The organism is Pseudomonas sp. GL_093, from assembly GCF_057837605.1.
Map to the genome: position 1 here is coordinate 5,076,255 of NZ_CM174448.1, position 25,380 is coordinate 5,101,634.

Here is a 25,380-nt window from a genome sequence, read left to right on the forward strand (position 1 = left end):
GTCGAGCTTGCCGTTGCCGGTCAGCGGCAAGGCGTCGAGCAACAACCAGTGGCTCGGCACCATGTAATCCGGCAGATCCACCTTGAGCGCGGCGCGCAAGTTGTCGCGCCAGACGATCGGGTCGTGCGGGGTTTGCTCGGCCACGACGTAGGCACAGAGCTGCGGGCAGCCGTCGCCGGTATGCACGCTCAACACCGCTTGGCGCACGCCCGGTTGGGCCAGCAGCGCGGCTTCGATTTCACCCAGTTCGATGCGGAAGCCACGGATCTTCACTTGCTGGTCGATCCGGCCGAGGTAATCGATGCTGCCGTCAGCACGCTGACGCGCCAGGTCGCCGCTGCGATAGAGACGCTGTGATACGTCGAACGGACTTGGCACGAAGCGCTCGGCAGTCAGGCCGAAACGGCCGTGATAACCGCGCGCCAGACCAGCACCGGCGATGTACAACTCGCCCGCCACGCCCACCGGCACCGGTTGCAACTGGCTGTCGAGCAGGTACCAGCGCAGGTCGCGGATCGGCAGGCCAATCGGGCTTTGGGCCTTGCCGTCGAGGTCGGCCAGGCGGATCGCACGGTAGGTCACGTGCACCGTGGTTTCGGTGATGCCGTACATGTTGACCAGGGTTGGCTGCTGGTCGCCGAAGCGTTCGAACCATGGACGCAGGCTCGCAACTTCCAGCGCTTCGCCGCCGAAAATCACCTGACGCAACGCCATACTTCGTTCGCTGGCGCAGGCAATCGGCAACAACTGGCGGAACGCGGTCGGGGTCTGGTTCAACACCGTCACGCCTTCATCACAGAGCAAGCGATGAAACTCTTGCGGCTCGCGGCTGATGTAATACGGCACGATCACCAGACGCCCGCCGGTGCACAGCGAACCGAACAGCTCCCACACCGAGAAATCGAACGCGTAGGAATGGAACAGCGTCCAGACATCGTCCGGGCCGAAGTTGAACTCGGCAGCGGTGGCGGTGAGCAGACGCCCGACGTTGCCGTGGCTGAGCAATGCGCCCTTCGGCCGGCCGGTAGAACCGGAGGTGTAGATCACGTAGGCGAGGTTGTCCGGGGTCGCCAGCGCTGGCAGGTTGTCGTCGCTGAAGGCCTCCAGTTGCAACGACTCCAGGCTCAGCACCTGCACGCCGTCGCGGGCCGGTAAACCGTCGATCAAGTGTTGTTGAGTCAGCAGCAACGTGATGCCGCTGTCTTCGATCATGTAGCTCAGGCGCTCGGCCGGGTATTGCGGATCGAGCGGCACATAGGCGCCGCCGGCCTTGAGAATCGCCAACAAGCCAACCACCAGCGACATCGCCCGTTCGGTGGCAATGCCGACGCGCACCTCGGGGCCGACGCCCTGTTCACGCAGTTTGCGCGCCAGTCGGTTGGCCTGAGCGTTGAGCGCGGCGTAGGTCAGTTGCTCGCCTTCGTAGACCAGCGCGATTGCGTTCGGTCGCTCGGCAGCCTGGGCTTCGAACAAGTGGTGCAGGGTTGGCGACGGCGGTTGTGCCTGGAACGTCGGGTTCCAGTGCTGGATCAACGCATCGCGTTGCGGGGCTTGCAGCAACGGCAGTTCGGCGACGCGCTGCTGCGGATCGACGACCACCGCTCGCAGCAGGTTTAGCCACTGCTCGGCGAAGCGGTTCATCGACGCCTCGTCGTACAGGTCAGTGGCGTAGGTCAGGCTGGCATCCAGCGCTTCGCCCTGCTCTTGAGTGTCGAGCACCAGATCGAATTGCGTGGTGTGTTGCTGCCAGTGCAGACGCTCGACCTGCAAGTCGGCGACGCTGCGCTCGACGCTCGCGCCCAACTGCTGTTGATGGTTGTAGAGCACCTGGAACAATGGGCTGTGATTGAGGCTGCGGTCCGGCGGCAAGGCGTCGACCAACTGCTCGAACGGCAAGTCCTGATTGGCCTGAGCGCCCAATGCCACACGCTTGACCTGTTGCAGCAAGGTGCTGAAAGTCTGCTGCCCATCGATCTCGGCACGCAGCACTTGGGTGTTGATGAAGAAGCCGATCAGGCCTTCGGTTTCGAGGCGCGAACGACCGGCGCTCGGCACGCCGACGCTGATGCTCGACTGTCCGCTCTGGCGATGCAGCAAGGTCTGGAAACTCGCCAGCAACAGCATGAACAAAGTCACCTGTTGTTCCTGGGCACGGTGACGCAAACCGACGAGCAATTCGCGATCAACGTTCAGCACCAGGCTGGCGCCGCGCTCGGTGCGACGGGCCGGACGGGTCAGTTCACTCGGCAATGCCAGCGGTGCCTGGCTGCCATCCAGTTGCTCGCGCCACCACGCCAGTTGGCGTGCGCCCTCCCCGGCCTCCAGCCAGTCACGCTGCCAACGGGCGTAGTCGCTGTAGTTCACCGGCAGGCTCGACAGGTTCGCAGCTTTGCCTTCGACGACCGCCTGATACAGCGCGCTGAATTCATCGACCATGACCTGCATCGACCAGCCATCGGCAGCGATGTGGTGCACGGTGAGCACCAGCACGTGTTCGTCAGTGTTCACTTGCAGCAGCAACACGCGCCACAGCGGACCGTTGCGCAGGTCGAACGGACGGGCGATTTCTTCGGCTACGGCATTGTCGATCGACGACTGATCGAGTGTGCGTTCATCCAGTTGCAGCGCCAGATTGTCGTGCAGCACCGGACGCGCCTGCTGGCCGTCCTGCTCAAAGGTTGTGCGCAGGGTTTGGTGACGGGCCTGCAGTTGAGTGAAGGCTTCGCGCAGGGCTTCGCGGTTCAGCGAGCCCTTGAGGCGCAGCGCGGCGGGAATGTTGTAGGCCGAACTTTGAGGGTCCAGTTGCCAGAGAATCCATTGACGCTGTTGGGCGTACGACAGAATGTGTGGCTGATCGACCGCTGCACGTTGCAGGGACGGTTGGCCGCTGACGCTCGCCAGTGCTCCACGCTCGGCGAATTCCGCCAGATTCGCGGCGGAGAACAGACTGCTCACCGACAGTTCAAGCTGCAACTGCTGACGTACGCGGGAGATCACCTGAAGCACCAGCAGCGAGTGTCCGCCCAGCTCGAAGAAGTTGTCGTCACGGCCCACGCGCTCGACCTGCAATACCTCCTGCCAGATCAGCGCGAGTTGCGTTTCCAGCCCTTCGGCCGGGGCCACGAAGTCACGTTGTGCATCGCCGGCTTCAACGCGCGGCAAGGCTCTGCGGTCGAGTTTGCCGTTGTTGTTGAGCGGCAGTTTGGCCAGCAGGATCAGGTGATTTGGCACCATGTATTCAGGCAACGACTGGCGCAGAACGGCTTTGAGGCCTTCCAGATATTCCGTCTGAGAGGCTACCGCGCCGTTGGCCACGATGTACGCCACCAGTTGCGTACCGTCCTGAGCGATAACCGCCGCTTCGCGCACCTCCTCCCGAGCTTGCAGGCAGGCTTCGATCTCGCCCATTTCGATGCGGAAACCGCGAATCTTCACTTGATGGTCGATGCGGCCGACGTATTCCAGATTCCCTTCAGCGTTGTAGCGCGCGAGGTCGCCGCTGCGGTACAGCCGTGCGCCCGGTTCACGGGCGAATGGGTCCGGCAGGAAACGTTCAGCGGTCAGCGCCGGGCGATCGAAGTAGCTCTGAGCGAGGCTTGCCGGCGCGCCGATGCACAGTTCACCGACGCCACCGTTGGGCAACAACTGACCGGCCGCGTCCAGCACATACAGCGCCCGACCTGCGATGGCTCGACCGATCGGGATGCCAAACGCGTCGCTGGCATCTTCGAGACGGCATTCGTGAACACTGGACACCACGGTCGCCTCGGTCGGGCCGTAGGTATTGAGCAAACGCACATGGCTCAAACCGGCCTGATGCCACAAGCGCAGACCTTCGACCGACATCGCTTCGCCGCCGACGTGAACCTGGCGCAAATCACCGAGATTGCGCACCACACCGCTCGCGCATTCCCGGGCCAGCAAGTACCAGTAAGCGGCCGGCAAGTCCGCCACGGTCACGCCTTGCTGGACGATTTCGGTGGCAAGTCGGCCGGCATCCCACACCTCATCGCCGCGCATGATCAACGCCGCACCGACGCACAACGCCGGGAAGCACTGCTCGACGAAGCCATCGAAACTGAAGGTCGCGAACTGCAACACGCGGTCCGACGCCGACAGCAGCGAATAATCGGCGGCGGTCTGGCAGAACTCGCGTAGCGCGGCATGGGCGATGGCCACGCCTTTGGGTTGGCCGGTGGAGCCGGAGGTGTAGATGATGTAGGCAAGGTCTTCAGCGAGCGCGTGGCTTTGCGGATTGCTGTCGGGATAGTCGGCGCTGTCGTCAAGGCCGAGACGTCGCACGCCTGACACATTTTCCAGCAGACCGGACTCGCACAGCAGCACGTCGAGGCGGCTGTCATCGATCATGTAGGCTAGGCGCTCAGCCGGGTATTTCGGGTCCAGCGGCACATAGGCAGCGCCGCTTTTTAGCACGGCCAGCAGGCTGACGATCAGTTGCGGACCACGGTTCAGCGCCAGGCCGACGCGCTTGCCGGGGCCGGCACCGTTTTCGATCAAGCGATGGGCCAGTCGGTTGGCCTGCGCGTTCAATTGGCCGTAGCTCAAGGTCTGACCATCGACCTGCAATGCCATCGCGTCTGGGGTGGCGGCGGCCTGAGCGGCGATTTGTTCGTGTGCCAAAAGCGTTGTGGATAACTGAACCGCGGCCGGTTGGCTGACTGCGAGCACAGCGGCTTTGCCATCGACATCGAGCAGTTCCAGCGCGCCCAATGGCGCGTCCGGCTGCGCCACCAGTTGCGTCAGCAGATGCTGCAGATTGGCCGACAACTCAGCGACCTGCACCGCACTGAACCGCGTCGCGTCGTAGCTGAAGTCCAGGCTCAGGCCTTCGCCCAGTTCGATGCCCAGGGTCAGCGGATAGTGCGTGCGTTCGTGGTTGTGCAGGTTGCCGAACGACAACCCGGCCGGCGCGCCTTGCTTCAGCGCCTCGGCCACCGGGAAGTTTTCGAACACCAGCAGGCTGTCGAACAGCGCCGAACCCTGCTGCCCCGCCCAGCCCTGAATATCGTAAAGCGGCACATGCTCAAACTCGCGCATGGCCAGGTTCAGCCCTTGCAACTCGCCCAGCCATTGGCTGACGGTTTGATCCGGCTTCATCGCGCACACCAGCGGCAGCGTGTTGATGAACAGGCCGAGCTGCTCTTCGATGCCCGGCAGCGGAGCAGAACGCCCAGCGACCGTGGTGCCGAAAACGACGCAATCCTGACCGGTGTAGCGTTGCAGCAACAGGCTCCACGCCGCTTGCAGCACGGTGTTGAGGGTGACCTTCTGCTGACGGGCGAACTCGGCCAGACGCTGGGTCGCGCGGCTGTCGAGTGCGATTCGGTATTCCTCGCTGCCCTCGGCACCCACCGGCGGCCGCAAGGCTTCGGCCAGCAACGTCGGCGCTTCAAGCGGTGCCAATGCCGCTTTCCAGAACTGCTCGCCAGCGACGGCCGATTGCTGCTGCAACCAACCCAGATAATCGCGGTACTGCCCGGTCGGTGCCGGCAGCGATTGTCCAGCGGCGTAGTGCTGGATCACTTCGGCCAGCAGCTGCGCGTTGCTCCAGCCGTCCATCAAAATGTGGTGGCTGGTGTAGATCAGGTGCCAGTCATTGACGCCCGCGCGGATGAGCTTCAAGCGGAACAGCGGCGCGCTGCCCAGTGCAAAACCCTGGGCGCGTTCAGCGTCGGCCAGCGCATCGGTGTCGGTTGCTTCAAGCACTTCAAGCGGCAACGCTACGTTGCGGACAATCGCTTGATGCGCGGTGTCGAGACCTTGCCAGTGGAAGCTGCTGCGCAGGATGTCATGACGCTCCAGCGCGGTTTGCCAGGCGTCGGCAAAACGCTGAGGGTCGAGGCCCTGAATGTCCAGGCGCAACTGACTGATGTAAGCGCCGACTTCGGGTTCGTACAGGGTGTGGAACAGCATGCCCTGCTGCATCGGCGACAGTGGATATAGGTCTTCGAGGGTCGAAACAGCGACCGGCAGTGCATCGAGTTGCACCTGACTGATGCGCGCCAAAGGGAAGTCCGACGGTGTGGCTTGCGGCGCTTCAACGGCGCAGCAGTGATCGATCAGCGCGCTCAGTTCCAGCGCGTAATCGTCCGCCAGACGCTGGATGGTCGCGACGTCGAACATCTCGCGGCTGAAACCCCAGCTCAGCGACAACTCGCCGCCGTAGACCTGGCCTTCGACCGTCAGCCAGTTGCCCAGCGGTGCCGATGGATCTTGCGCGATACCGTTGCCTTCTGTGGACGGCACAAACATCGCCGCATCGTCGAACTGACGGTCGAACTGCCCCAGATAATTGAAGGTGATACGCGGTTGCGGCAACGCCGCAAGTTCGGCGCGAATCGCCGGTGTGCCGAGGTAGCGCAACGCGCCATAGCCCAGGCCTTTGTCCGGCACGGCACGCAGTTGTTCTTTGATGGATTTGATCGACGCGCCGAGATCGCTGGATGGCATCAGGTTGACCGGGAACAGGCTGGTGAACCAGCCGACGGTGCGGGTCAGGTCGATGTCGTCGAACAGGTCTTCACGGCCATGGCCTTCAAGCTGAATCAGCGTGCTGCCCTGCCCGCTCCAGCGGCAAACCGCGCGAGCCAGCGCGGTCAGCAGCAGGTCGTTGACCTGGGTGCGATAGGCCGCCGGGGCCTGTTGCAGCAGTTTGCGGGTTTGCTCAGCGTCGAGTTTGAGTTCGAGTTTTTGTTCGAAGCGGTTTTCCAGTGCGCCGGTTGGGCGGTCGCGCGGCAGATCGCTCGGCGCGTTTTTCAGTTGGGTCTGCCAGTGTCCGAGGCTGTTTTCAAAGACTGGCAGATGATCCTGCAAGCGAGCGACCCAGCGTTGATAGGTGCTGGTTTTTACCGTTGTCGCGGCGTCGCCACTGTAGAACTGTTGAAGGTCTTCCAGCAGTACACGCCAGGAAACACCGTCCACGGCCAAGTGATGAATCACCAGCAGCAAACGCTGAGTACCGTCGGCCATTGCTACCAGAAGCGCCCGCATCAATGGACCGTTCTGCAAATCGAGACTGCGTTGGGCTTCGTCGCACAGGGCGTTGAGTTCTTCGAGCAATTGCGCCTGACGTTGCCACAACACCGACTCTGTGGTCGGCGCGGCATAGGTTTGTTGCCAACCTTCGGCGGTCTGTTGGTAACGCAGGCGCAAGCTGTCGTGATGGGTCAGCAATTGCTCAAGCGCGCGATCCAGAGCCTCGACGTTCAACGCCTTGCGCGGCACCAGCAGCAGCGACTGGTTCCAGTGCTGACGCTCGGGGATCGCTTGCTCGAAGAACCACTGTTGCACCGGCGCCAACGCCACCGCGCCAACCGCTGGGCCTTGATCGATCAACGGTTGCTCACCGTTGCGGGCGGCCTGGGCCAGGCTGCGGATGGTCTGGTGCTGGAACAGGTCTTTGGGGCTCAACACGATCCCGGACTGACGCGCACGGCTGACCACTTGCATGGAAACGATGGAGTCGCCGCCCAGTTCGAAGAAGTTGTCTTCAAGACCCACATTTTCGATGGCCAACACGTCCTGCCAAATCGCTGCCAGGGACTTTTCCATCGCCGTGCGCGGCGCGACGTGTTCGCGTTGTTGCTGCGAGCCGTCAACCGCCGGCAAAGCCTTGCGTTCGAGTTTGCCGTTGGGGGTCAGTGGCAGCTGTTCGAGGAACAGCAGGAACGCCGGGACCATGTAGTCCGGCAGATGCTGGCGCAGCGCGGCTTTCAAGGTTTCACGCTGGGTCGCTTGAGCGTCGATGTCGTCCAGCAGCGACGGATCGGTCGGCACGATGTACGCGACCAGTTGCTGACCGTTGACGCCGTCCTGCGCCAACACCGCCAGTTCGCGCACGGCGTCCTGCTGCAACAGTCGCGCTTCGATTTCGCCGAGTTCGATGCGGAAACCGCGGACCTTGACCTGATGGTCGATACGACCGACGTATTGCAACGTGCCGTCGGCCTGATAACGGGTCAGGTCGCCGGTGCGGTACAGGCGTTCGCCGGTGTTGGAGAACGGGTTCGGCACGTATTTTTCGGCGGTCATGCCCGGACGTGCCAGGTAACCACGGGTAATGCCGGCGCCAGCCAGGTACAGCTCGGCGGACACGCCTTGCGGCACCGGTTGCAGGTCCGCATCGAGCAAATAGCTGGCGGTGTGTTTCAGCGGTCGGCCGATGTTTGCGCGGCCAGCGGCCTCACGACGGGTCCAGGTCGAATAGGTGGTGTCTTCGGACGGACCGTACAAATCGTAGACATGCTCGACGGTCGACTGCTGATACAGCGCCTCTACCAGGCTCTGCTTCAACGGCTCGCCGGCGAGGTTGATGATGCGCACGCTTGGCGGGATCTGCCCGTCGCGCTGCAACGCATTGATCGCCGACGGCACGGTGTTGATCAGGCGCACCTGATCCCGGGCCGGCAGCTGCGGTAATTCCAGGGCGTTGCGGGCGATGATCACCGAGCCGCCGTTGGCCAGTGTGACAAACAGCTCCCACACCGACAGGTCGAAGCACACCGACGTTGAGGCCAACACGCCTTGGATGTCTTCGCGGCTGTAGACCGATTTCGACCAGTCGATCAGCGCCAACACGTTGCGGTGGGCGATGGCCACGCCTTTGGGTTTGCCGGTGGAGCCAGAGGTGTAGATCACGTAGGCGAGGTTGTCCGGCGTGACGCGGGTCACCGGCGCGTTGCTTGGGTAAGCGGCCCACTCCGTATCGTCCATCAGCAACACTTGTGTATCCGCCGGCACGTTCAATGTTGCGGCGACAGCTTGCTCAGTCAGCAGCACCAAAGCGCGGCTGTCTTCGAGCATGTAGGCAACGCGTTCGGCCGGGTAATCCGGGTCCAACGGCACATAAGCGCCGCCCGCCTTGAGTACCGCCAGCAGCGCCACCAACAGGTTGTCGGAACGTTGCATCGCCACGCCAACCCGGACCTCCGGGCCCACGCCCAGTTCGATCAACCGATGTGCCAGACGATTGGCCTGATGGTCGAGCTCGGCGTAAGTCAGCTGCTTCGTGGCAAAGGTCACCGCCAATGCATTCGGGTTCGCGACGACTTGCTGGCTGATCAGCTCATGAATGCACAGGTCCTGCGGGAAGCTTTCGTCAGCGCGGTTCCAGTCATGCACGATGCGCTGGTATTCCGCGCTCTCCAGCAATGGCAAATCACTGATGCGCTGCTGCGAATCACTGACCATGCCCTGCAACAAATGCGTCCAGTGCTGCGCCATGCGCACGATGGTCGCTGCGTCGAACAGGTCGTTGGCGTAGGTCAGCGCGGCGTGCAGCTTGCCGCCCTTTTCGTAGGTATCCAGGGTCAGATCGAACTGGGTGGTGCGCCCTTCCCACTCGATCACGCCCAGCGCCAGACCGGACGCGGTGCTGACCGTGGAAATGTCCGCGACCTGCGGCTGGTGGTTGTACATCACCTGGAACAGCGGCGTGTGGCTGAGGCTGCGTTCCAGTTTCAGCGCCTCGACCAGGCGCTCGAACGGCAAGTCCTGATGGGCCTGGGCACCGAGGGCGGTTTCCTTGATGGCACGCAGCAAGTCGTCGACACGGGTCTGGCCGTCGAGCTGGGTGCGTAGCACCTGGGTGTTGACGAAGAAGCCGATCAGGCCTTCGATCTCGGCGCGGTTGCGGTTGGCGATCGGCACGCCGACGCGGATGTCGGTCTGCCCGGTGTAGCGATGCAGCAGCGCGTTGAAGGCGCCGAGCAACAGCATGAACAGGGTGATGTTGTGTTTCTGCGCCGCGGCCCGCAGTTGCTCGGCCAACTGACCGTCGACGGCGAACTCATAACGGGTGCCGCGATAGCTCGGCATCGCCGGGCGCGGGTGATCGGTGGGCAGTTCCAGCACCGGGTGCTCGTCGCCCAGTTGCGCCTGCCAGTAGTCGAGTTGACGCGCCTGTTCACCCGCCTCCAGCCAGCGACGTTGCCACAACGCATAGTCGCTGTACTGGATCGGCAATGGCGCGAGTTGCGGTTCTGCACCCGCCTCAAAGGCGTCGTAGCAGCGGATGAATTCGTCGATCAGCACGTTCATCGACCAGCCATCGGAAACGATGTGGTGCAGGGTCAATAGGAGGACGTGTTCCTGCTCGGCGAGTTTGAGCAAGGTGACGCGCAGCAATGGGCCGGTTGCCAGATCAAACGGCAGCACGGATTGCTGTTCGGCCGCTTGGGCAACGGACCTTTCGCGCTCCGTGGCCGGTAATGCGCTGAAATCCACATGATCAATGACCAACGGCGCACTGGCCGGCACTTGCAGCAGGGTGTCATCGGCCTGGCTCTGGAACACGGTGCGCAGGGTTTCGTGACGTTCAACGAGGCTGACGAACGCTTGCTCCAGCGCGGACAGGTTCAACTGCCCGGTCAGACGCACCGCGCCCGGCAGGTTGTACGCGCCGCTTTGCGGGTCCAGCTGCCAGAGAAACCACATGCGTTGCTGGGCGTACGACAACGCCTGGCGATCTTCGGCTTCGACGCCGGCAGGAATGGGGAAACGGGCGAAATCAACGCCTTCCTTTTGCAAGGCCGCAAGGAACATCTGGCGCTTTTCCAGGGGCAACCCGATAAACCGGCGAGCAAGTTTCAAGGAGTCTTCAGCATTCATTTCTTAGCATCCGGATCAGTGGCGGGAAGCACAAAGGCACGTCGTCCCTATAAAACGAATGCAGATCGGAAAAATTAGCGGATGAGAACAAGTATCAGGAAGGAAGGTTGTGGCGAGGAAAGGTCAGGTTGTAGCAGTTCAAAATGTGGGAGCGAGCTTGCTCGCGATGGCGGCGGCACATTCAACATGGATGTGACTGACAGACCGCTATCGCGAGCAAGCTCGCTCCCACAGGTATTGAGTGATGTTGAGATTGGGTCAGGCGCTGACGGCCATGGCGTGCCGCCGATGGTGAACTTCCAGCTGATCCTTGATCACCCGCAACACCTTGGCCTCGTGCTCGTGGATAAAGAAGTGACCGCCAGCGAGCATGTCCACCGAAAAGCTACCGTGGGTTTCCTTGCTCCAGCCGATCAGCTGCTCAGTGGTGGCACGATCAGCCTTGCCGCCAAGCACATGAACCGGGCACTTGAGCAAGGGGCGTTGCTGCGGCTCGAAACGTCCGCACAGTAGAAAGTCCGCGCGCAGCACTGGCAGCGTCAGGCTCATCAGTTCTTCGTTGGCCAGCACCTCTTCACGGGTGCCGTTGAGGGTGCGTAATAGCTCGATCAATTCGGCATCGGTTTTGGGCTCGGCGAAACCCCGGTCGTAGTCGGCACGCAGGGTCGGTGCGGCGGTTCCCGAAGCGAACAGCGCCACCGGTTCCGGACAGCCCAGCGAGCGAAACGCATGGGCCATCTCACAGGCCAGCAACGCGCCAAGGCTATGACCGAACAGCGCGTACGGCGTCTTGAGCGTGGCTTTTTGCTCCTGCGCGAGTTGCAGCGCCAGGCGCCGCATGTCGGTGTGCAAGGGTTCGCCAAACCGGGCGCCACGTCCTGGGAGTTCCACGGGTTGCAGCTTGAGCCACTCCGGTAGCTTGCGCCGCCAGCGGCTGTAGACCATGGCACTCGCGCCCGAATAAGGCAGGCAGAGCAATGTCAGCTGGGTCACCGGGTTTACCTCAAAAAGTTGTCTGTTAAGAGAACGGATGAGCGCCGGGGAGAATTAGTCGTACAGATAACCCTGTGGGAGCGAGCCTGTTCGCGATAGCGCTCTGTCTGTCACATCCATGTTGACTGACACACCGCTATCGCGAGCAGGCTCGCTCCCACAGTTATTCTTTATTTCAAGTGGCGGAAGCTCTGGACTGCGGAACCGAGGACCACGGCGCCAGCCGCAATCGCCACCCAGAACCCGCTGCGCGCGCCGAACGCATCCACCAGCCAACCCGAACTGGCCGCACCGATCGCCACACCAATACTCAACCCGGTCACTAGCCAGGTCAGGCCTTCAGTGAGTTTGGCCGGCGGCACGATGCTTCCACCAACGCCATCGCCACAATCAGGGTCGGCGCAAAAAACAACCCGGCGACGAACACCGCCAGCGACAGCCCGAGAATGTTCGTCGCCAGCAGCAACGGCAGCGTGGTCACCGCCGTCGCCACTCCGCCGTACAGGAACAGTTGCGGCAACGGCAGTTTCGAGCGCAACGCCCCGAACGCCAGCCCCGCCAGGCACGAGCCGATGGCATACACCGACAACACAATGCTCGCCGCCGCCGGCTGGCCCTGCTGCTGGGCGAACGCCACGCTGACCACGTCCACCACGCCGACGATGGTGCCCATGGCGACCATCAACAGCATCAGTAACTGAATCTCGCTGGAACGAATGATCGAGGCCTGATGATGGTCTTCATGGGGATGAATCGCTGGCTCGGTGTCACGTTGCAGCACAAACGCCGTCACCCCGATCGCCAGCATCAGCAACGCCGCCAACGGCCCCGCCTCGGGGAACGCCACCACGCACAACCCCACCGACAGTGGCGGCCCGACGATAAAACAGACCTCGTCCAGCACCGACTCCAGTGCATAGGCGGTTTGCAGCTCAGGTTGGCCGCGATACACCTCGGTCCAGCGCGCCCGCACCATCGCCGACATGCTCGGCATGCAACCGGCCAGCGCGGCGAATACAAACAACGTCCAGTTCGGCGCCTGCAAGCGAGTGCAAAGCAACACCAGCAACAACGCTCCGCCACCGATCAGTGCCGAGACTGGCAAGATCCGACGCTGCCCGAAACGGTCCACCAGCCGCGAGACTTGCGGCGCGCAAAACGCCGTGGCCAGGGCAAACGTGGCCGCCACTGCGCCAGCCAGTCCATACCCGCCCTGCAGCTGCGAGAGCATGGTGATCAGGCCGATGCCGGTCATGGAAATCGGCATGCGCGCGATCATCCCGGCCAGCACAAAAGCGCTGCTGCCTGGGGCTTTGAACAGCTCGAGGTAGGGGTTTGCCATAGGTGCAGATCTCAACAAGGGCCTGCAAGTTGCCATAAGCTTGATTGAGGGGAAAGCAGGCAATTGTTGGATGAGTGTTAAGGCGCTGCCCCCGTGACCTGATCGTTCCCACGCTCTGCGTGGGAATGCAGCTAGGGACGCTCTGCGTCCCAGTTGGACGCAGAGCGTCCAGAGAGGCATTCCCACGCGGAGCGTGGGAACGATCAGGCAGTCAGGTGACGAAACTTTCACGGTTCTGCGTGAACTCTCATCACCGCCCGCCAGTCAGCTAGTTAAGCCCTCGACACAAGGCTCCCGGAGTTTCGCGGCAATGACTGATCATCATCCCGAACGACAAAGCGCCATCGACGCCCACGGCATCATCGGCGACATGCGCAGCGCGGCACTGGTCAATGACAAAGGCAGCGTGGACTTTTTTTGCTGGCCGGAATTCGATAGCCCTTCGATTTTCTGCTCACTGCTAGACACCCCCGAGGCCGGTATCTTTCAACTGTCGCCGGACCTGCCCGATGCCCGCCGCGAACAGATTTACCTGCCCGACACCAATGTGCTGCAAACCCGATGGCTGAGCGACCGCGCAGTCGTCGAAGTCACCGACCTGCTGCCCATCGGCGACAGCGAAGATGACACGCCGGTGCTGATGCGCCGGGTTCGGGTGGTCAGCGGCCAGGCGACGTTTCAAATGCGCTGCGCCGTGCGTCATGACTACGCTCGCGCCAAGACCCGCGCACGCATGGATGAAGAGGACGTGACCTTCGAGGCCGCCAATCACCCGTCCCTGCGCCTGTCTTCGGATCAGGCTTTACGCATAGACAGCCATGCGGCAGTCGCCGAATTCACCCTCGAACAGGACCAGAGCGCCGAATTCATGTTGGGCGGTATCGACGATCCGCGGTTCAAGGAAGGCGCCGCCGCGATCTGCCTGGAACGGACCCTGAAGTTCTGGCGCGACTGGATTGGTCAATCCAACTACCGCGGCCGCTGGCGGGAAATGGTCAATCGCTCGGCCCTGGCGTTGAAGCTGCTGACCTCGCGCAAGCATGGCGCAATCCTCGCCGCCGCGACCTTCGGCCTGCCGGAAACACCTGGCGGCGAGCGCAACTGGGACTACCGCTACACGTGGATCCGCGACGCCTCGTTCACCGTCTACGCGTTCATGCGCCTGGGCTTCGTTCAGGAAGCCAATGATTACATGCGCTGGCTGCGCGGGCGGGTCAGCGATTGCCACGGTAAATCGATGAAACTTAACATCCTCTACGCCATCGATGGCCGCCAGGAACTGCCGGAAACCGAACTCTCGCACCTCTCCGGTCATGGCGGCGCAACACCGGTACGGATCGGCAATCAGGCTTACGACCAGGTCCAGCTCGACATCTTCGGCGAACTGATGGACGCGGTGTACCTGGTCAACAAATATGGCGACGCCATCTCCCATGAAGGCTGGAAACACACCGTAGAAGTGGTCGACCAGGTCTGCGAAACCTGGGAGCAAGAGGACGTCGGCATCTGGGAAATGCGCGGCGAACAGCATCACTTTCTACACTCGCGGCTGATGTGCTGGGTCGCACTGGACCGAGCCATTCGCCTCGCCTCAAAACGCTCACTGCCCGCCCCGTTCGCCCGCTGGGACCAGACCCGACAGGCGATCTACGCGGACATCTGGGAAAACTTCTGGAACGAAGAACGCGGGCACTTCGTCCAGCACATCGGCGGCACCGCCCTCGATGGCTCGATGCTACTGATGCCGCTGGTGCGCTTCGTCAGCGCCAAAGACCCGCGCTGGCTCGCGACCCTCGACGCCATCGAAAAGAATCTGGTGCGCGATGGCATGGTTTACCGCTATCGCAATGACGACACCCGGATCGACGGCCTCGACGGCACCGAAGGCGCCTTCGCCGCGTGCTCATTCTGGTACGTCGAATGCCTGGCCCGCGCCGGACGGGTGGAAAAAGCGCATCTGGAATTTGAACAGTTGCTGAGGTATGCGAACCCGCTGGGGTTGTACGCCGAAGAGTTCGACAGCCATGCGCGGCATCTGGGGAATACGCCGCAAGCGCTGACGCATTTGGCACTGATCAGTGCGGCGTGCTTTCTGGATCGGAAATTGAGTGGGGAGAAGAGTTTCTGGCAGCCTTGAGACCGTGTTGCCTCCTTCGCGAGCAAGCTCGCTCCCACATTTGATCTTTAGTGGCCACGAAATTTGTGTTCAACCGAGATTAAATGTGGGAGCGACGGTGCGGCGATCCGACTTGCTCGCGATGGGGCCATCAACCACAACATAAGACCGACTGAATACCGGCGAAAGAAACTTTGGCCGGTTCAGGCCAAGCTCCTACAACTACTAAACAGACCTGTTCAATCGCACGAAGCACCTCATTTCTATAGCCTGAAAACGTTTGTTGCCACCCGTTACATCCCCACCTACCATCCCCCCTCAACGGGTACAGCGGAGCTGTCCAACAAAACCCGAATTCAAGGAACCAGAATGACCCAGCGCATCCACCGCAGCATTGACACCCCTCTCAGGTCCGGACTGAACCGCGACGAATTGTGGGAAGCCCAAGACAAAGGCCTGATCAAATGCTGGGAAATCGGCCGCCAACGCGCCGCCCGTTTCCCCGAACTCGCCCAACGCTGCCTTGCCGGCGAACTGCCGGTGCTGGGCTGGAAAGGTGGCGTCAGCCGCAGCCTGAAAAAACTCGAAAAATACGGATCCCTCAAATACCTCGCTCAGTGGCAAGGGTTGCGTGGGGAAGATCTGGATGTTGATTTGGGTGAAGAACGGGCATTGACCTGTTCGCGGACCAACATGGTGGTGACGTTTACGCCGGATCGGTCGAAGTACTTCAATCAAGTGGCGGAAATCGAAGCCTAGGAAACAGGCGAAAAACAACTCTTTATGGAGTGTCGAATGAACAATGAAGCGCTGATCCACTTCACCCAAACGCCAAGTCTGTCGCTCGCCTACGAAGAACACGGCCCCACCACCGGCGACCCGATCATCCTCCTCCACGGTTTCCCCTACTCTCCCCGCGCCTACGACGAAATCGCCCCAGCCCTCGCCGCCAAGGGCTACCGCGTCATCGTCCCGTACCTGCGCGGTTACGGCCCGACCCGGTTCAACCACCCCGACACCCTGCGCTCCGGACAACAAGCCGCCCTCGCCCAGGATCTGCTGGATCTGATGGATGCGTTGGCCATTAAACAAGCCGCCCTGTGCGGCTACGACTGGGGTGGTCGGGCGGCGTGCATCGTGGCGGCGCTATGGCCTGAGCGGGTTCGTTGCCTGGTGACCGGCGACGGTTACAACCTTCAGAACATTCCCCATTCCACTGAACCGTTGGACCCGGAAACCGAGCACCGCCTCTGGTATCAGTACTACTTTCACACGCCACGCGGCGTCGAAGGCCTGACGAAAAGTCGCCGGGCTTTGTGCGAATTGCTGTGGACGTTGTGGTCACCGACCTGGAAAAAAGGTCCTGAGTTGTACCCGTTAAGCGCACCGGCCTTCGATAATCCGGATTTCGTCGAGGTGGTGATTCACTCCTACCGCCACCGGTTCATGTACGTGCCCGGCGACCCGGCACTGGAGTGGATCGAAGAAGCGCTGACCCGACAGCCACCGATCAGCGTACCGACGATTTCTCTATGCGGTGCCGACGATGGCGTCGGACCGGCACCGGAGATAGACGAAGACATCGCCCATTTCACCGGGCGTTATGAGCGGCGAGTGCTGGCGGGCGTCGGCCATAACATTCCCGAAGAAGCACCCGAGGCAACGCTCAGAGCGTTACTGGATCTGCTGGAGGGCTGACGCTGAAACGCTCGCGATAGGCCTGCGGGGTCACGCCCATGGCCCGCAGAAAACTGCGTCGAAGCGTCTCTTCGCTGCCGAAACCGCATTGCACCGCGACCCGTTTGACCGGTACGCCGGTATCGCTGAGCAAACGTCGGGCGGTCTCGACCCGAATCAGTTCGATGGCCCGCGCTGGCGTCTGGCCGGTGTCGGCGCGGTAGTGGCGGACGAAGCTGCGTTCGCTCATGCCGGCCTGCAAGGCCAGGGTCGGGACGCCGAGATCCTTGGTGAGGTTTTCGCTGATCCAGGCATGAAGTTCGTCGAAGCGGTTGCCTTCCTTTTGCAAAGAGAGGGTCACGCTGAACTGCGACTGGCCGCCGGGACGTTTCAGGAACACCACCAATTGCCGGGCAACTTCCAGGGCCATCGTGCGGCCAAGATCTTCTTCGACCATGGCCAGCGCCAGATCGATACCGGCGGTGACCCCGGCCGAGGTCCAGACCGGACCGTCATTGATGAAAATCGGATTGGGCTCAACCTGCAGCCGCGGATGTTGCTGCGCCAACTGCTCGCAACGGGTCCAGTGAGTGACCACCCGCCGGCCATCGAGCCAGCCGCTGGCCGCCAGCAAAAATGCCCCGGTGCACACCGATGATACCCGCCGACACCCCGTCGCATGTTCACGTACCCACGCCACCAGCGGTTCATCTCGCGCCGCGTCGTAAACGCCCCAGCCACCGGCAATGATCAACGTGTCACTGCCCTCTTCGGGCAACGGCTCGGCCAACAGCGCCAGCCCCGCCGACGACATCACCGCCCCGCCGCCGCGGGCAATCACCGACGGCGCGTAAGGCGCCGGCAAGCCTTGCTGGCGGGAAATATCGTTGGCCGAGGCGAACACCTGCAACGGCCCGGTGACGTCGAGCAATTGCACATTGGCAAAGGCGAGCACGTGAATGGTTTTCGGCATGATTGGCGTAATTCGTGGGGTTATTGGCGTATGCGCCAAATCCTACGAGCCTAAAGTGAAGTCGTCCACCCACTTCATGAGAAAAATGCCATGACGTTGCAGATCGGTTTTCTGTTGTTTCCACAGGTTCAGCAACTGGACCTCACCGGCCCTTACGACGTACTGGCCTCGCTGCCGGACGTGAAGGTGCATTTGATCTGGAAGGACCTGGTGCCGGTCACCGCGAGCACGGGCCTGGTGCTGAAACCGACCACCACCTTCGACGATTGCCCGTCACTGGATGTCATCTGCATTCCCGGCGGCAGCGGTGTCGGGCCGTTGATGGAAGATGAACAGACGCTGGCCTTCATCAAGGCGCAGGCCGCCACCGCGCGTTACGTCACGTCGGTGTGTACCGGCGCGCTGGTGCTCGGTGCGGCGGGTCTGCTGAAGGGCAAACGCGCTACCACTCACTGGGCTTATCACGAGTTGCTGGCGCCTTTGGGGGCGATCCCGGTAAAGGATCGGGTGGTGCGCGACGGCAATCTGTTGACGGGTGGCGGGATCACGGCGGGCATCGATTTTGCCCTGACCCTGGCCGCGGAGCTGTTCGATAAGGACACGGCAGAGCTGGTGCAGTTGCAGCTCGAATACGCACCGGCACCGCCGTTTGCGTCGGGCAGTCCTGAGACGGCTCCGGTCAGTGTGCTGGAGGAGGCCCGCAAACGTGCTGCCGGGTCATTGAAATTGCGCTCGGAAATCACTGAGCGTGCAGCGGCGAAACTCGATCAGATGTCAGCTCGCTGATCCATCCCGACCGGCAGCCAGTGCCTGGCTGCCGTTTCCTCGGCCAAAATGAGGTGCCGAGGATTTTCCATCGCCCACAAAAAAACCCGCCTAAGCGGGTTTCTCAAGACCATTTCGACATCCTGTCGGCAGCCATCCTGGCCAATGGTCGATCATCCGTGATCCTGAGCGCTTCCTGCGACTCAGTTGATGGATCCAGATTAAACACATCGGCGACGCATCAAAAGACGACATACCCACACGCTGGTGTAAGCCATTGACCATTCCAGCCTTGAAGCCCTCTGCCAAAGCCTTTTCAACAGACAAAAAAAAACCCGCCGAAGCGGGTTTTTCCCAAGACCATTACGACTCCCTGTCGGCAGCGATTCCTTGCTTATGGTCGATCATCCATGATCCCGAGCACTTCCTGTGCTTCGGTTGATGAGGCTAGATTACGCTTCGGATCCAATGTGCAATAGACGACATAGCTACCATCGCGTGTAGGACATTCGCTATAGCCGCCCTTCCGAAAACCCTTAGACGGCTCAGGTATCGAGCATTGAAGCCGCGAGTTTAGCGGCCTGCAGCTGACCATCTGCCGCCAGGGTATCGTCATCCTCGAGAAACCAGGCTGCCGACAATCCGGCAAACGCCAACACCCATTGCAGTAACCGTCGACGCTCGAGGCCGGCGGCGTCAGCCACCACCGCGACCTGCCTGTGGAAACGCTGCGGATCAGTCGCCGTCGGCAAGTCGGGATTACAGATCAGGTTGGCGTAATCGAATCCGCGCTCACCGATCACCCGCTTGGGATCGATGGCCAGCCAACCCCGCGGGCCGAAGTCCAGAACATTGTCGTGATGCATGTCGCCGTGCAGCACCACGACGTCTTGCGGTTCGGCCAACAAGGCTTCGGCAGTGGCGAGACTGAGGGAATAAGGGCCGCCAAACTGTTCAGCCGCCAGACGAAGCGACTTGAACCATGGCGCCAATGGAACCAATGGTGGCGGCGGTGACGGTCGCGGCGCATGCAACCGCGCCAACACCGCACACTGGATCTGGCTGGCTTCGTCATCCTGACCGTTGAGCGCCATGTGCATCAGCGATCGCTGGCCCATGGCACGCTCGATCAACAACCCGTCACCGTCATGGGCATAAACGCGGGCAGCGCCCTCGCCGCCCCACCAGGTCATCAACAAATTGCCGAACTTTTCTTCGGCATCGACAGCAATCTTCAACATCGCCGGCACATCACCCATGCGCACCGGCAATAAACGACTGCCGGGCGTGATTATCGGTTCACCGTCCGGCACCAGCGCCCAGCGTTTCAGCCAAGGTTCGAACATGCAGCCATCACTCTTCCTGACGCTCGCGCGCCTTGGCACTGACTTTGAGAAATTCTTCGATATTACTCATCTGCTCATCCCAACCGCGGCTGTCCATGCGGAACGCCTTGAGTCGGCGCGTCTGAGGGATGTGATCGAAACCGGACTCGGTGACCTTGAGTAACGTGCCTTCATCCATGTCTTCGAGCTCGAACTTCACCAGCGTGGTGGGTTCCTGGGAGTAATCGATATCGGGCTCAATCGCGTACGGATGCCAGCGAAACGAAAACACCCGTTCCGGCTCGACCCGCTCCACCAGTACATTCCACAGCAAGTGCTCATAACCCGGGTACGTAATCTGCCCCTGGGTCCATTCACCGGCGACAAAACGCTTGCCCTCAAGCGCCACGCCAAACCACTGCCCAAAGGCTTCGGCATTGGCCAGCACACGCCAGACCTGCGAGCGCGGCGTTTTGAGCAGGATCTTCCTTTCGATGCGATCTGATGCTGGATTCATAAGTCACCTCCTGTACTGAACAGTAGGCCTGTAAGACCACAAGACCAACCCTAAAGTTGTATCAATCGGGTATCGCAATCAACCCTGACGAAACATTCAGCTGCATTTCCAAGTGTAACTGCTGGTTTGAAAGCAAAACGAGTAGACCGAAACTGCTAACGTAAAAAACGAAATTGACTCAGGCAAGGACGATTCATGCAGCTTTCACTTACGGAGCGTTATCGCGGAGCCCTGCTGGGCCTGGCCTGCGGTGATGCCGTCGGCACCAGCGTCGAGTTCCAGCCACGCGGCTCGTTCAAGCCCTTGACCGACATGGTGGGTGGCGGCCCTTTCAATCTGAAACCCGGGCAATGGACCGATGACACCTCGATGGCGCTGTGCCTGGCCGAAAGCCTGCTGAGCAAAAACGGCTTCGAGGCGGCCGACCAAATGGGTCGTTACTTGAATTGGTGGCAATGGGGTTATCTGAGTTCAACGGGTGAATGCTTCGATATTGGCATGACCGTACGCGACGCCCTGACGCGTTTTCAGGAAACCGGCGAACCGTTAGCCGGCTCCACCGATCCCCGCACGGCCGGCAACGGCTCGCTGATGCGCCTGGTGCCGGTGGTGTTGTATTACCTTCCCGATCGCGACCGGATCCTGGCGTTTTCCGCCAACAGCTCGCGAACCACCCACGCCGCACCGGAAGCGATCGAATGCTGTCAGTTGTTCGCCGAGCTGATCCACCGAGCGTTACAAGGCGCGCCCAAGGCAGAAGTGCTCAGCTTGTCAGAAACGACATGCTTGGAACCCAAAGTGGCCGCCATCGCACGAGGCGATTATTTCGGTAAACCTGAAAGCGATATCCGTGGCAGCGGTTACTGCGTTGCTTCACTGGAAGCGGCCCTGTGGTGCTTTCATCAGACTGACAGCTTTGAAGCCGCCATCCTGAAAGCCGCCAACCTGGGCGACGACGCCGATACCACCGCCGCCATTGTTGGCCAGTTGGCCGGGGCTCATTACGGTGTGCAGGCCATTCCCGACCGTTGGCTGGAGAAGTTACATTGGCGCGAAGACATCGAAGCCACGGCTGACGCCTTGCTGCGGGCAGCCACCCTAACGCAATCAGGAGCACGCGATGAATAGCCTGCATGGCAGCTGTTTGTGCGAAGCCGTCGAGTACCAAGTCGATAGCCTCGACATGCCCATCAGTCATTGCCACTGCCAAACCTGTCGCAAGGCACACGCGGCGGCATTTGCCTCGACAGCCGGAGTCATGCGCGAACATTTTCGCTGGACCAAAGGCCAGGACCGCCTGAGCAGCTACGAATCGTCACCGGGCAAGCTTCGGCATTTCTGTTCGGTCTGCGGTTCACATTTGATGGCTGAACGCTTGGCCCAACGCCACGTTATTGTTCGTGTGGCGACACTGGACGATGACCCGAAAATGACGCCTCAGGCGCATATCTGGACGACACATGACGTGCCGTGGCTTGGCTATGACTCGATTAAAAAATACCCTGAATGGCAAACATAAAGGGTCGAATACGGCACTAAACTGCATCCCGACTTTCCTGCCACAACGAGAACCCCCATGCACCCACGCTTTCTTCTGGCGCTGACGCCTCTGCTGTTCACCACCGTTGCTTATGCTGTGGACTGCGACAACGCCGCCGATCAGGCCACGATGAATCAGTGCGCGGCGCAGCAGCACAAGACGGCGGACAAGGAGTTGAATGCGCTTTACCAGCAGATCAACGAGCGTTTGAAGAGCAACCCCGAAAGCAAAAAGCTGCTGATCGGGGCGCAGCGTTCGTGGATTGCGTTTCGGGATGCCGAGTGCAAGTTCTCGAGTGCCGGGGTGGAAGGCGGGAGTGTGTATCCGCTGATCTACAGCAACTGTGTTACTGAATTGACCAAGGCGCGGGTTGAGACTTTCAAGAATTATTTGAAGTGCCAGGAGGGGGATTTGAGTTGTCCGGTGCCTGGGGCTTGATGATTCAGTGATCTTGAGGGCCTCATCGCGAGCAAGCTCGCTCCCACAGGGTTCAATGATATTCACGCAATAGTGATCACACTGAAGATCCACTGTGGGAGCGAGCTTGCTCGCGATAGCGTCAGTTCAGACGCCGCAAATTACCGAACAAATATCTGCGCGGTCGTAATCGCCATATCCCCACCCGGCAACTTGATGCTGCCAATCTGCTTCAGGCTCTCGGGATCAAAGATCGCCACATCGTTAAACGTCCCAGCCAGATAAATTTTGCTGCCGTCCTTGTTGAACGAAATGCAGTAGTAGGAATGATCCAGCGTCGCCGCCTGGAGCATTTTCTTTTCCTTGATGTCGTACTTCGCCAAACGGTTGAGCACACCGAACATCAGGTTCGGATCCTTCGGCGAGCGCATGCCGCTGAAGTAGATTTCGGTCAGCGGGCCGAAGTCGGTGGTTTCGGTCTTGCCGGTTTTCAGGTCGATGCTGAACAGCCCGTAAAGGTACTCAGCCGTCAACGGGTCCTGCTTCTTGTCCTTGAATTTTGCCGCGGTGTAGAGCAGCGAGAAGTCATGGCGATAAGTCTGCTGGTTCCACACGTAGAGCACGTCCGGCGCGCTGTAGCCAGGACGTTTCCAGTGGCGGCTGGGGATCAGCACGTCGAACTTGCCGGTTTTCACATCGACCTTGTAGACGTCCGCCCCCGCCACATACAGCGCGCCGTCGTCACCGCTCTGCATGATGGTCAACTGCCGTGGCGCCGGGAAACTGCGCACGGGTTTGGCGCCCATGCCGGCGTCGGTGGCGTACACATCGAGCCGAGGTTGCTGCACTTCGTAGCGGTCGTTAAGCATCAACGTCGGGTTGGCAATGGTGAACAATTCCTTGCCGTCATGACTGAGGGTGAAGGCGAACATGGACCGCGCTTTCTCTCCGGGTTTCTGGGTGATGCTGGCGTGGAACACCTGTTTGCAGCTGTCGAGTTCAACACCGTAGACATCCGCGTAGTGGTTGTTCAGCACGTAAGCGGTCTTGCGGTCCGGCGACAACTGAACGGTGCCGGGACCGAAGGCATCCGGCATTTTGCAGGTCTTGAACAGGGTGTCGGTGGCCAGGTCGATGACGTGCAGGTTGTTCGGGTAATTGGTGGTCAACATGTACTCGTGACCATCTTGTAGTGCGGTGTTTTCATCGGCCAGAACAGTGAGCGAACAGGCGCTCAGGACGGCGAATGCGGCCAGGCCGCAGGCTTTGATGCTAGGCATGCTGGAATCCTTATATCTGACCGATTACTTGTCTTTTGGAAAGACAGTCCCGAGGTTGCGCCAGTTTTCATTGGACGCCTGGGCATCCTTGTTCCAGTCCGGGTAGGTGCTCATCATGTCGGGCACCTGGGCCGGCCACCAGCAAGGATCGGAACAGCCATAAAGGTCGGCTTCCATCGGCTGGCACAGCGACGACACACCGCCAAAGGCGTCGATTTCCCAGCCGGGGTCGGTGGTCGAGGCGCAGCCGGCGACGGAACTCATCGCCACCACTTCTTCGATGCGGTTTTCGGCCGCGGCCTCATCCAGTTTCAGCGCTTTATTATTGATTGCCTTGAGATGTTTCATATCAGTGAGCCTTGCGCGGAGTGATGTAGCTGCTGATAAACGCAGGGTTGTGGGCCATGATCCGGGTGTAGACCTCGATGCCGAAGTCGACCCAGTCACGCATCAGTTCGCAGTAGTGATAGGTCGGGTGGGTCGGATCGCCGTAACGGGCGTAGCTCTCGTGGTAGCAGCCGCCGGAGCACAGATTGCGGATCTGGCAGTCCTCGCAACCGGTGTTGGTACGGTCGAGGCGCTGGGACAGGAAGTCGTTCAACTCCACCTGCTTCACCCCGCTATGAACGTTGCCGAAAGTTGGCAACGATGAGCCGGTAAAGCGGTGGCACAGGTTCAATTCGCCCTTGTGATCCACCGCCAGCATCTTCAGGCCCGCGCCGCAGGGCAGGGCTTTTTTGTGGCCTTCGTGGATGTCGGTGATCAACTGGTGCAGGTTGGAGAAACCGATGTTGCGGTGCTCCAGCGCCGCTTCCAGATAACGCCGGCCGAGTTTCTTCATGTTGGCGAAGACTTCGATCAGTTCGTCACTGGACAGGTTGAAGGTGCTGATGTCGCCGGAGGTCACCGGGGCAAACCCGACTTCGGCAAAACCCAGTTCGTTGAACAGGTGATCCCAGATGGTTTCGACGTCAGTGACGCCGGTGGTCAGGGTCACGCGGGCACCGACCGGACGACTGATGTAGCGCGACAGCAGCATCTCGGCCTTGCGCCGCACCACGTCGTAAGTGCCCTGCCCGCCCACGGTGATGCGATTGCGGTCGTGCACGGTTTTCGGTCCGTCGATACTGACTGACAGGCCGAAACGGTGGGCGTTGAGGTAGTCCACGGTCTCTTCTGTGAGCAGCGTCGCGTTGGTGGTCATGACGAACTCGACGAACTTGCCGGCCTCGCGGAAACGCTTCTCGCAATAATCGACCATGTACTCGATCAGCTTGCGATTGCTCAGCGGCTCACCACCGAAAAACACCACGGTGAAACGCTCTTCGTCCGGCGACTCGCGCAGCAGCATTTCCACCGACGCGACCGCGGTTTCGACGTCCATTTTCTTGCCGGCCGACGGCTTGTCCAGGTCTTCCTTGTAGCAGTAGGTGCAGCTCAGATTGCAGCCGGTGTTGACGTTGAGCACCACGGTGTTGATTGCCGTGCGCTCGACCCGTTTGGTGCCGATGTCCGGGGTCAGCGGCGAGCCGTCGCTGACCAACTCCAGGGACATCAACTCACGCAAGGTCTCGGTGATTTCTTCGCCGTTGAAGCGTGACGACAAACGCTGGATCAGGTCGTCCGACGAACAGCCAGGACCGCGCAAGGTGTCGATGATGGTGCCGGTCAGCTCATCGCTGGCGAACAGCGAACTGCTGGGAATGTGAAACAGCATGCGGTCGGCATCGACGTGCACTTCGTGCAGGTTCCGCTCAACCAGATTCAAAATAGCGCCCATTGCAACCTCCTGTGCAAACCCCGTTC

Annotated in this window: 15 protein-coding genes and 4 pseudogenes; 8 read left to right on the forward strand and 11 right to left on the reverse strand. The window is 60.9% G+C overall.

All coding sequences use genetic code 11. The annotated features are described in order from the left end of the window. Positions 1–18: 18 nt before the first annotated feature. The 5 genes and pseudogenes from AC3IUE_RS23405 to AC3IUE_RS23425 form a co-directional block, all read right to left on the reverse strand. Positions 19–1,560: pseudogene (locus tag AC3IUE_RS23405) on the reverse strand (amino acid adenylation domain-containing protein); the annotation flags it as partial. Further along, positions 1,543–9,210, reverse strand: a pseudogene (locus AC3IUE_RS23410) (amino acid adenylation domain-containing protein); the annotation flags it as partial. The pseudogenes AC3IUE_RS23410 and AC3IUE_RS23405, both read right to left, overlap by 18 nt. Next, positions 9,202–10,629: pseudogene (locus tag AC3IUE_RS23415) on the reverse strand (condensation domain-containing protein); the annotation flags it as partial. The pseudogenes AC3IUE_RS23415 and AC3IUE_RS23410, both read right to left, overlap by 9 nt. A 258-nt stretch (positions 10,630–10,887) precedes the next feature. Further along, on the reverse strand, positions 10,888–11,622 hold the full coding sequence (locus AC3IUE_RS23420) for a thioesterase II family protein (RefSeq protein WP_489263900.1): 735 nt from the start codon (positions 11,620–11,622) through the stop codon (positions 10,888–10,890). Between the two features lie 170 nt (positions 11,623–11,792). After that, positions 11,793–12,964: pseudogene (locus tag AC3IUE_RS23425) on the reverse strand (MFS transporter). A 310-nt stretch (positions 12,965–13,274) separates the two neighbouring features. Between AC3IUE_RS23425 and AC3IUE_RS23430 the strand changes: the two are divergent. The 3 genes from AC3IUE_RS23430 to AC3IUE_RS23440 all read left to right on the forward strand — a co-directional run bounded on the left by AC3IUE_RS23430 (position 13,275) and on the right by AC3IUE_RS23440 (position 16,778). Further along, positions 13,275–15,101, forward strand: coding sequence for a glycoside hydrolase family 15 protein (locus AC3IUE_RS23430; protein WP_489263901.1), 1,827 nt, complete (start codon positions 13,275–13,277; stop codon positions 15,099–15,101). Between the two features lie 348 nt (positions 15,102–15,449). Then, positions 15,450–15,839 (forward strand): hypothetical protein, encoded by a 390-nt coding sequence (locus tag AC3IUE_RS23435; RefSeq protein ID WP_056741965.1) that lies wholly within the window; start codon positions 15,450–15,452, stop codon positions 15,837–15,839. 36 nt (positions 15,840–15,875) lie between these two features. After that, positions 15,876–16,778 carry an alpha/beta fold hydrolase gene (locus AC3IUE_RS23440; RefSeq protein ID WP_489263903.1) on the forward strand — a complete coding sequence of 301 codons (903 nt, stop codon included), beginning with the start codon at positions 15,876–15,878 and terminating at the stop codon, positions 16,776–16,778. Here AC3IUE_RS23440 and AC3IUE_RS23445 read toward each other — a convergent pair. Next, positions 16,747–17,730 carry a GlxA family transcriptional regulator gene (locus AC3IUE_RS23445; protein WP_489263904.1) on the reverse strand — a complete coding sequence of 328 codons (984 nt, stop codon included), beginning with the start codon at positions 17,728–17,730 and terminating at the stop codon, positions 16,747–16,749. The genes AC3IUE_RS23440 and AC3IUE_RS23445 overlap by 32 nt on opposite strands. 90 nt (positions 17,731–17,820) lie before the next feature. On the opposite strand from AC3IUE_RS23445, the gene inhA reads away from it, so the two are divergent. Both inhA and AC3IUE_RS23455 read left to right on the forward strand, forming a co-directional pair. Next, positions 17,821–18,516, forward strand: coding sequence for an isonitrile hydratase (inhA, locus tag AC3IUE_RS23450; RefSeq protein ID WP_489263905.1), 696 nt, complete (start codon positions 17,821–17,823; stop codon positions 18,514–18,516). A 256-nt stretch (positions 18,517–18,772) separates the two neighbouring features. Next, complete coding sequence (locus AC3IUE_RS23455) at positions 18,773–18,937, forward strand: hypothetical protein (RefSeq protein ID WP_489263906.1); 165 nt, start codon at positions 18,773–18,775, stop codon at positions 18,935–18,937. Between the two features lie 103 nt (positions 18,938–19,040). Here AC3IUE_RS23455 and AC3IUE_RS23460 read toward each other — a convergent pair whose 3' ends face one another. Together AC3IUE_RS23460 and AC3IUE_RS23465 are read right to left on the reverse strand one after the other, a co-directional pair. Next, the gene (locus tag AC3IUE_RS23460; RefSeq protein WP_489263907.1) at positions 19,041–19,841 is read right to left on the reverse strand and encodes an aminoglycoside phosphotransferase family protein; all 801 of its coding nucleotides are present in this window, start codon (positions 19,839–19,841) and stop codon (positions 19,041–19,043) included. A 7-nt stretch (positions 19,842–19,848) separates the two neighbouring features. Continuing rightward, a complete protein-coding gene (locus AC3IUE_RS23465; protein WP_461999397.1) occupies positions 19,849–20,337 on the reverse strand; it encodes an SRPBCC family protein in 489 nt (162 codons plus the stop codon). A 195-nt stretch (positions 20,338–20,532) separates the two neighbouring features. On the opposite strand from AC3IUE_RS23465, the gene AC3IUE_RS23470 reads away from it, so the two are divergent. From AC3IUE_RS23470 to AC3IUE_RS23480, 3 genes are read left to right on the forward strand one after another with little or no spacing between them, the layout of a single operon-like run. Further along, a complete protein-coding gene (locus AC3IUE_RS23470) occupies positions 20,533–21,465 on the forward strand; it encodes an ADP-ribosylglycohydrolase family protein (RefSeq protein ID WP_489263909.1) in 933 nt (310 codons plus the stop codon). Continuing rightward, the gene (locus tag AC3IUE_RS23475; protein ID WP_489263910.1) at positions 21,458–21,856 is read left to right on the forward strand and encodes a GFA family protein; all 399 of its coding nucleotides are present in this window, start codon (positions 21,458–21,460) and stop codon (positions 21,854–21,856) included. The genes AC3IUE_RS23470 and AC3IUE_RS23475 overlap by 8 nt, the downstream gene beginning before the upstream one ends. A gap of 57 nt (positions 21,857–21,913) precedes the next feature. Continuing rightward, complete coding sequence (locus AC3IUE_RS23480) at positions 21,914–22,315, forward strand: lysozyme inhibitor LprI family protein (RefSeq protein WP_489263911.1); 402 nt, start codon at positions 21,914–21,916, stop codon at positions 22,313–22,315. A 140-nt stretch (positions 22,316–22,455) separates the two neighbouring features. Here AC3IUE_RS23480 and peaD read toward each other — a convergent pair whose 3' ends face one another. The 3 genes from peaD to peaB are packed head-to-tail and all read right to left on the reverse strand — an operon-like array spanning position 22,456 to position 25,354. Beyond that, entirely contained in the window at positions 22,456–23,574 is a 1,119-nt protein-coding gene (gene peaD, locus AC3IUE_RS23485) for a quinohemoprotein amine dehydrogenase subunit beta (RefSeq protein WP_489263912.1), read from the reverse strand. Between the two features lie 24 nt (positions 23,575–23,598). After that, entirely contained in the window at positions 23,599–23,922 is a 324-nt protein-coding gene (gene qhpC, locus AC3IUE_RS23490) for a quinohemoprotein amine dehydrogenase subunit gamma (RefSeq protein ID WP_008145336.1), read from the reverse strand. A 1-nt stretch (position 23,923) separates the two neighbouring features. Beyond that, positions 23,924–25,354 carry a quinohemoprotein amine dehydrogenase maturation protein gene (peaB, locus tag AC3IUE_RS23495; protein WP_489263913.1) on the reverse strand — a complete coding sequence of 477 codons (1,431 nt, stop codon included), beginning with the start codon at positions 25,352–25,354 and terminating at the stop codon, positions 23,924–23,926. Positions 25,355–25,380 lie beyond the last annotated feature (26 nt).

Coding starts and splice junctions, on each gene's coding strand:
- AC3IUE_RS23430 (WP_489263901.1), top strand. CDS start 13,275: ATGACTGATCATCATCCCGAACGACAAAGCGCCATCGACGCCCACGGC.
- AC3IUE_RS23435 (WP_056741965.1), top strand. CDS start 15,450: ATGACCCAGCGCATCCACCGCAGCATTGACACCCCTCTCAGGTCCGGA.
- AC3IUE_RS23440 (WP_489263903.1), top strand. CDS start 15,876: ATGAACAATGAAGCGCTGATCCACTTCACCCAAACGCCAAGTCTGTCG.
- AC3IUE_RS23445 (WP_489263904.1), bottom strand. CDS start 17,730: ATGCCGAAAACCATTCACGTGCTCGCCTTTGCCAATGTGCAATTGCTC.
- inhA (WP_489263905.1), top strand. CDS start 17,821: ATGACGTTGCAGATCGGTTTTCTGTTGTTTCCACAGGTTCAGCAACTG.
- AC3IUE_RS23460 (WP_489263907.1), bottom strand. CDS start 19,841: ATGTTCGAACCTTGGCTGAAACGCTGGGCGCTGGTGCCGGACGGTGAA.
- AC3IUE_RS23465 (WP_461999397.1), bottom strand. CDS start 20,337: ATGAATCCAGCATCAGATCGCATCGAAAGGAAGATCCTGCTCAAAACG.
- AC3IUE_RS23470 (WP_489263909.1), top strand. CDS start 20,533: ATGCAGCTTTCACTTACGGAGCGTTATCGCGGAGCCCTGCTGGGCCTG.
- AC3IUE_RS23475 (WP_489263910.1), top strand. CDS start 21,458: ATGAATAGCCTGCATGGCAGCTGTTTGTGCGAAGCCGTCGAGTACCAA.
- AC3IUE_RS23480 (WP_489263911.1), top strand. CDS start 21,914: ATGCACCCACGCTTTCTTCTGGCGCTGACGCCTCTGCTGTTCACCACC.
- peaD (WP_489263912.1), bottom strand. CDS start 23,574: ATGCCTAGCATCAAAGCCTGCGGCCTGGCCGCATTCGCCGTCCTGAGC.
- qhpC (WP_008145336.1), bottom strand. CDS start 23,922: ATGAAACATCTCAAGGCAATCAATAATAAAGCGCTGAAACTGGATGAG.
- peaB (WP_489263913.1), bottom strand. CDS start 25,354: ATGGGCGCTATTTTGAATCTGGTTGAGCGGAACCTGCACGAAGTGCAC.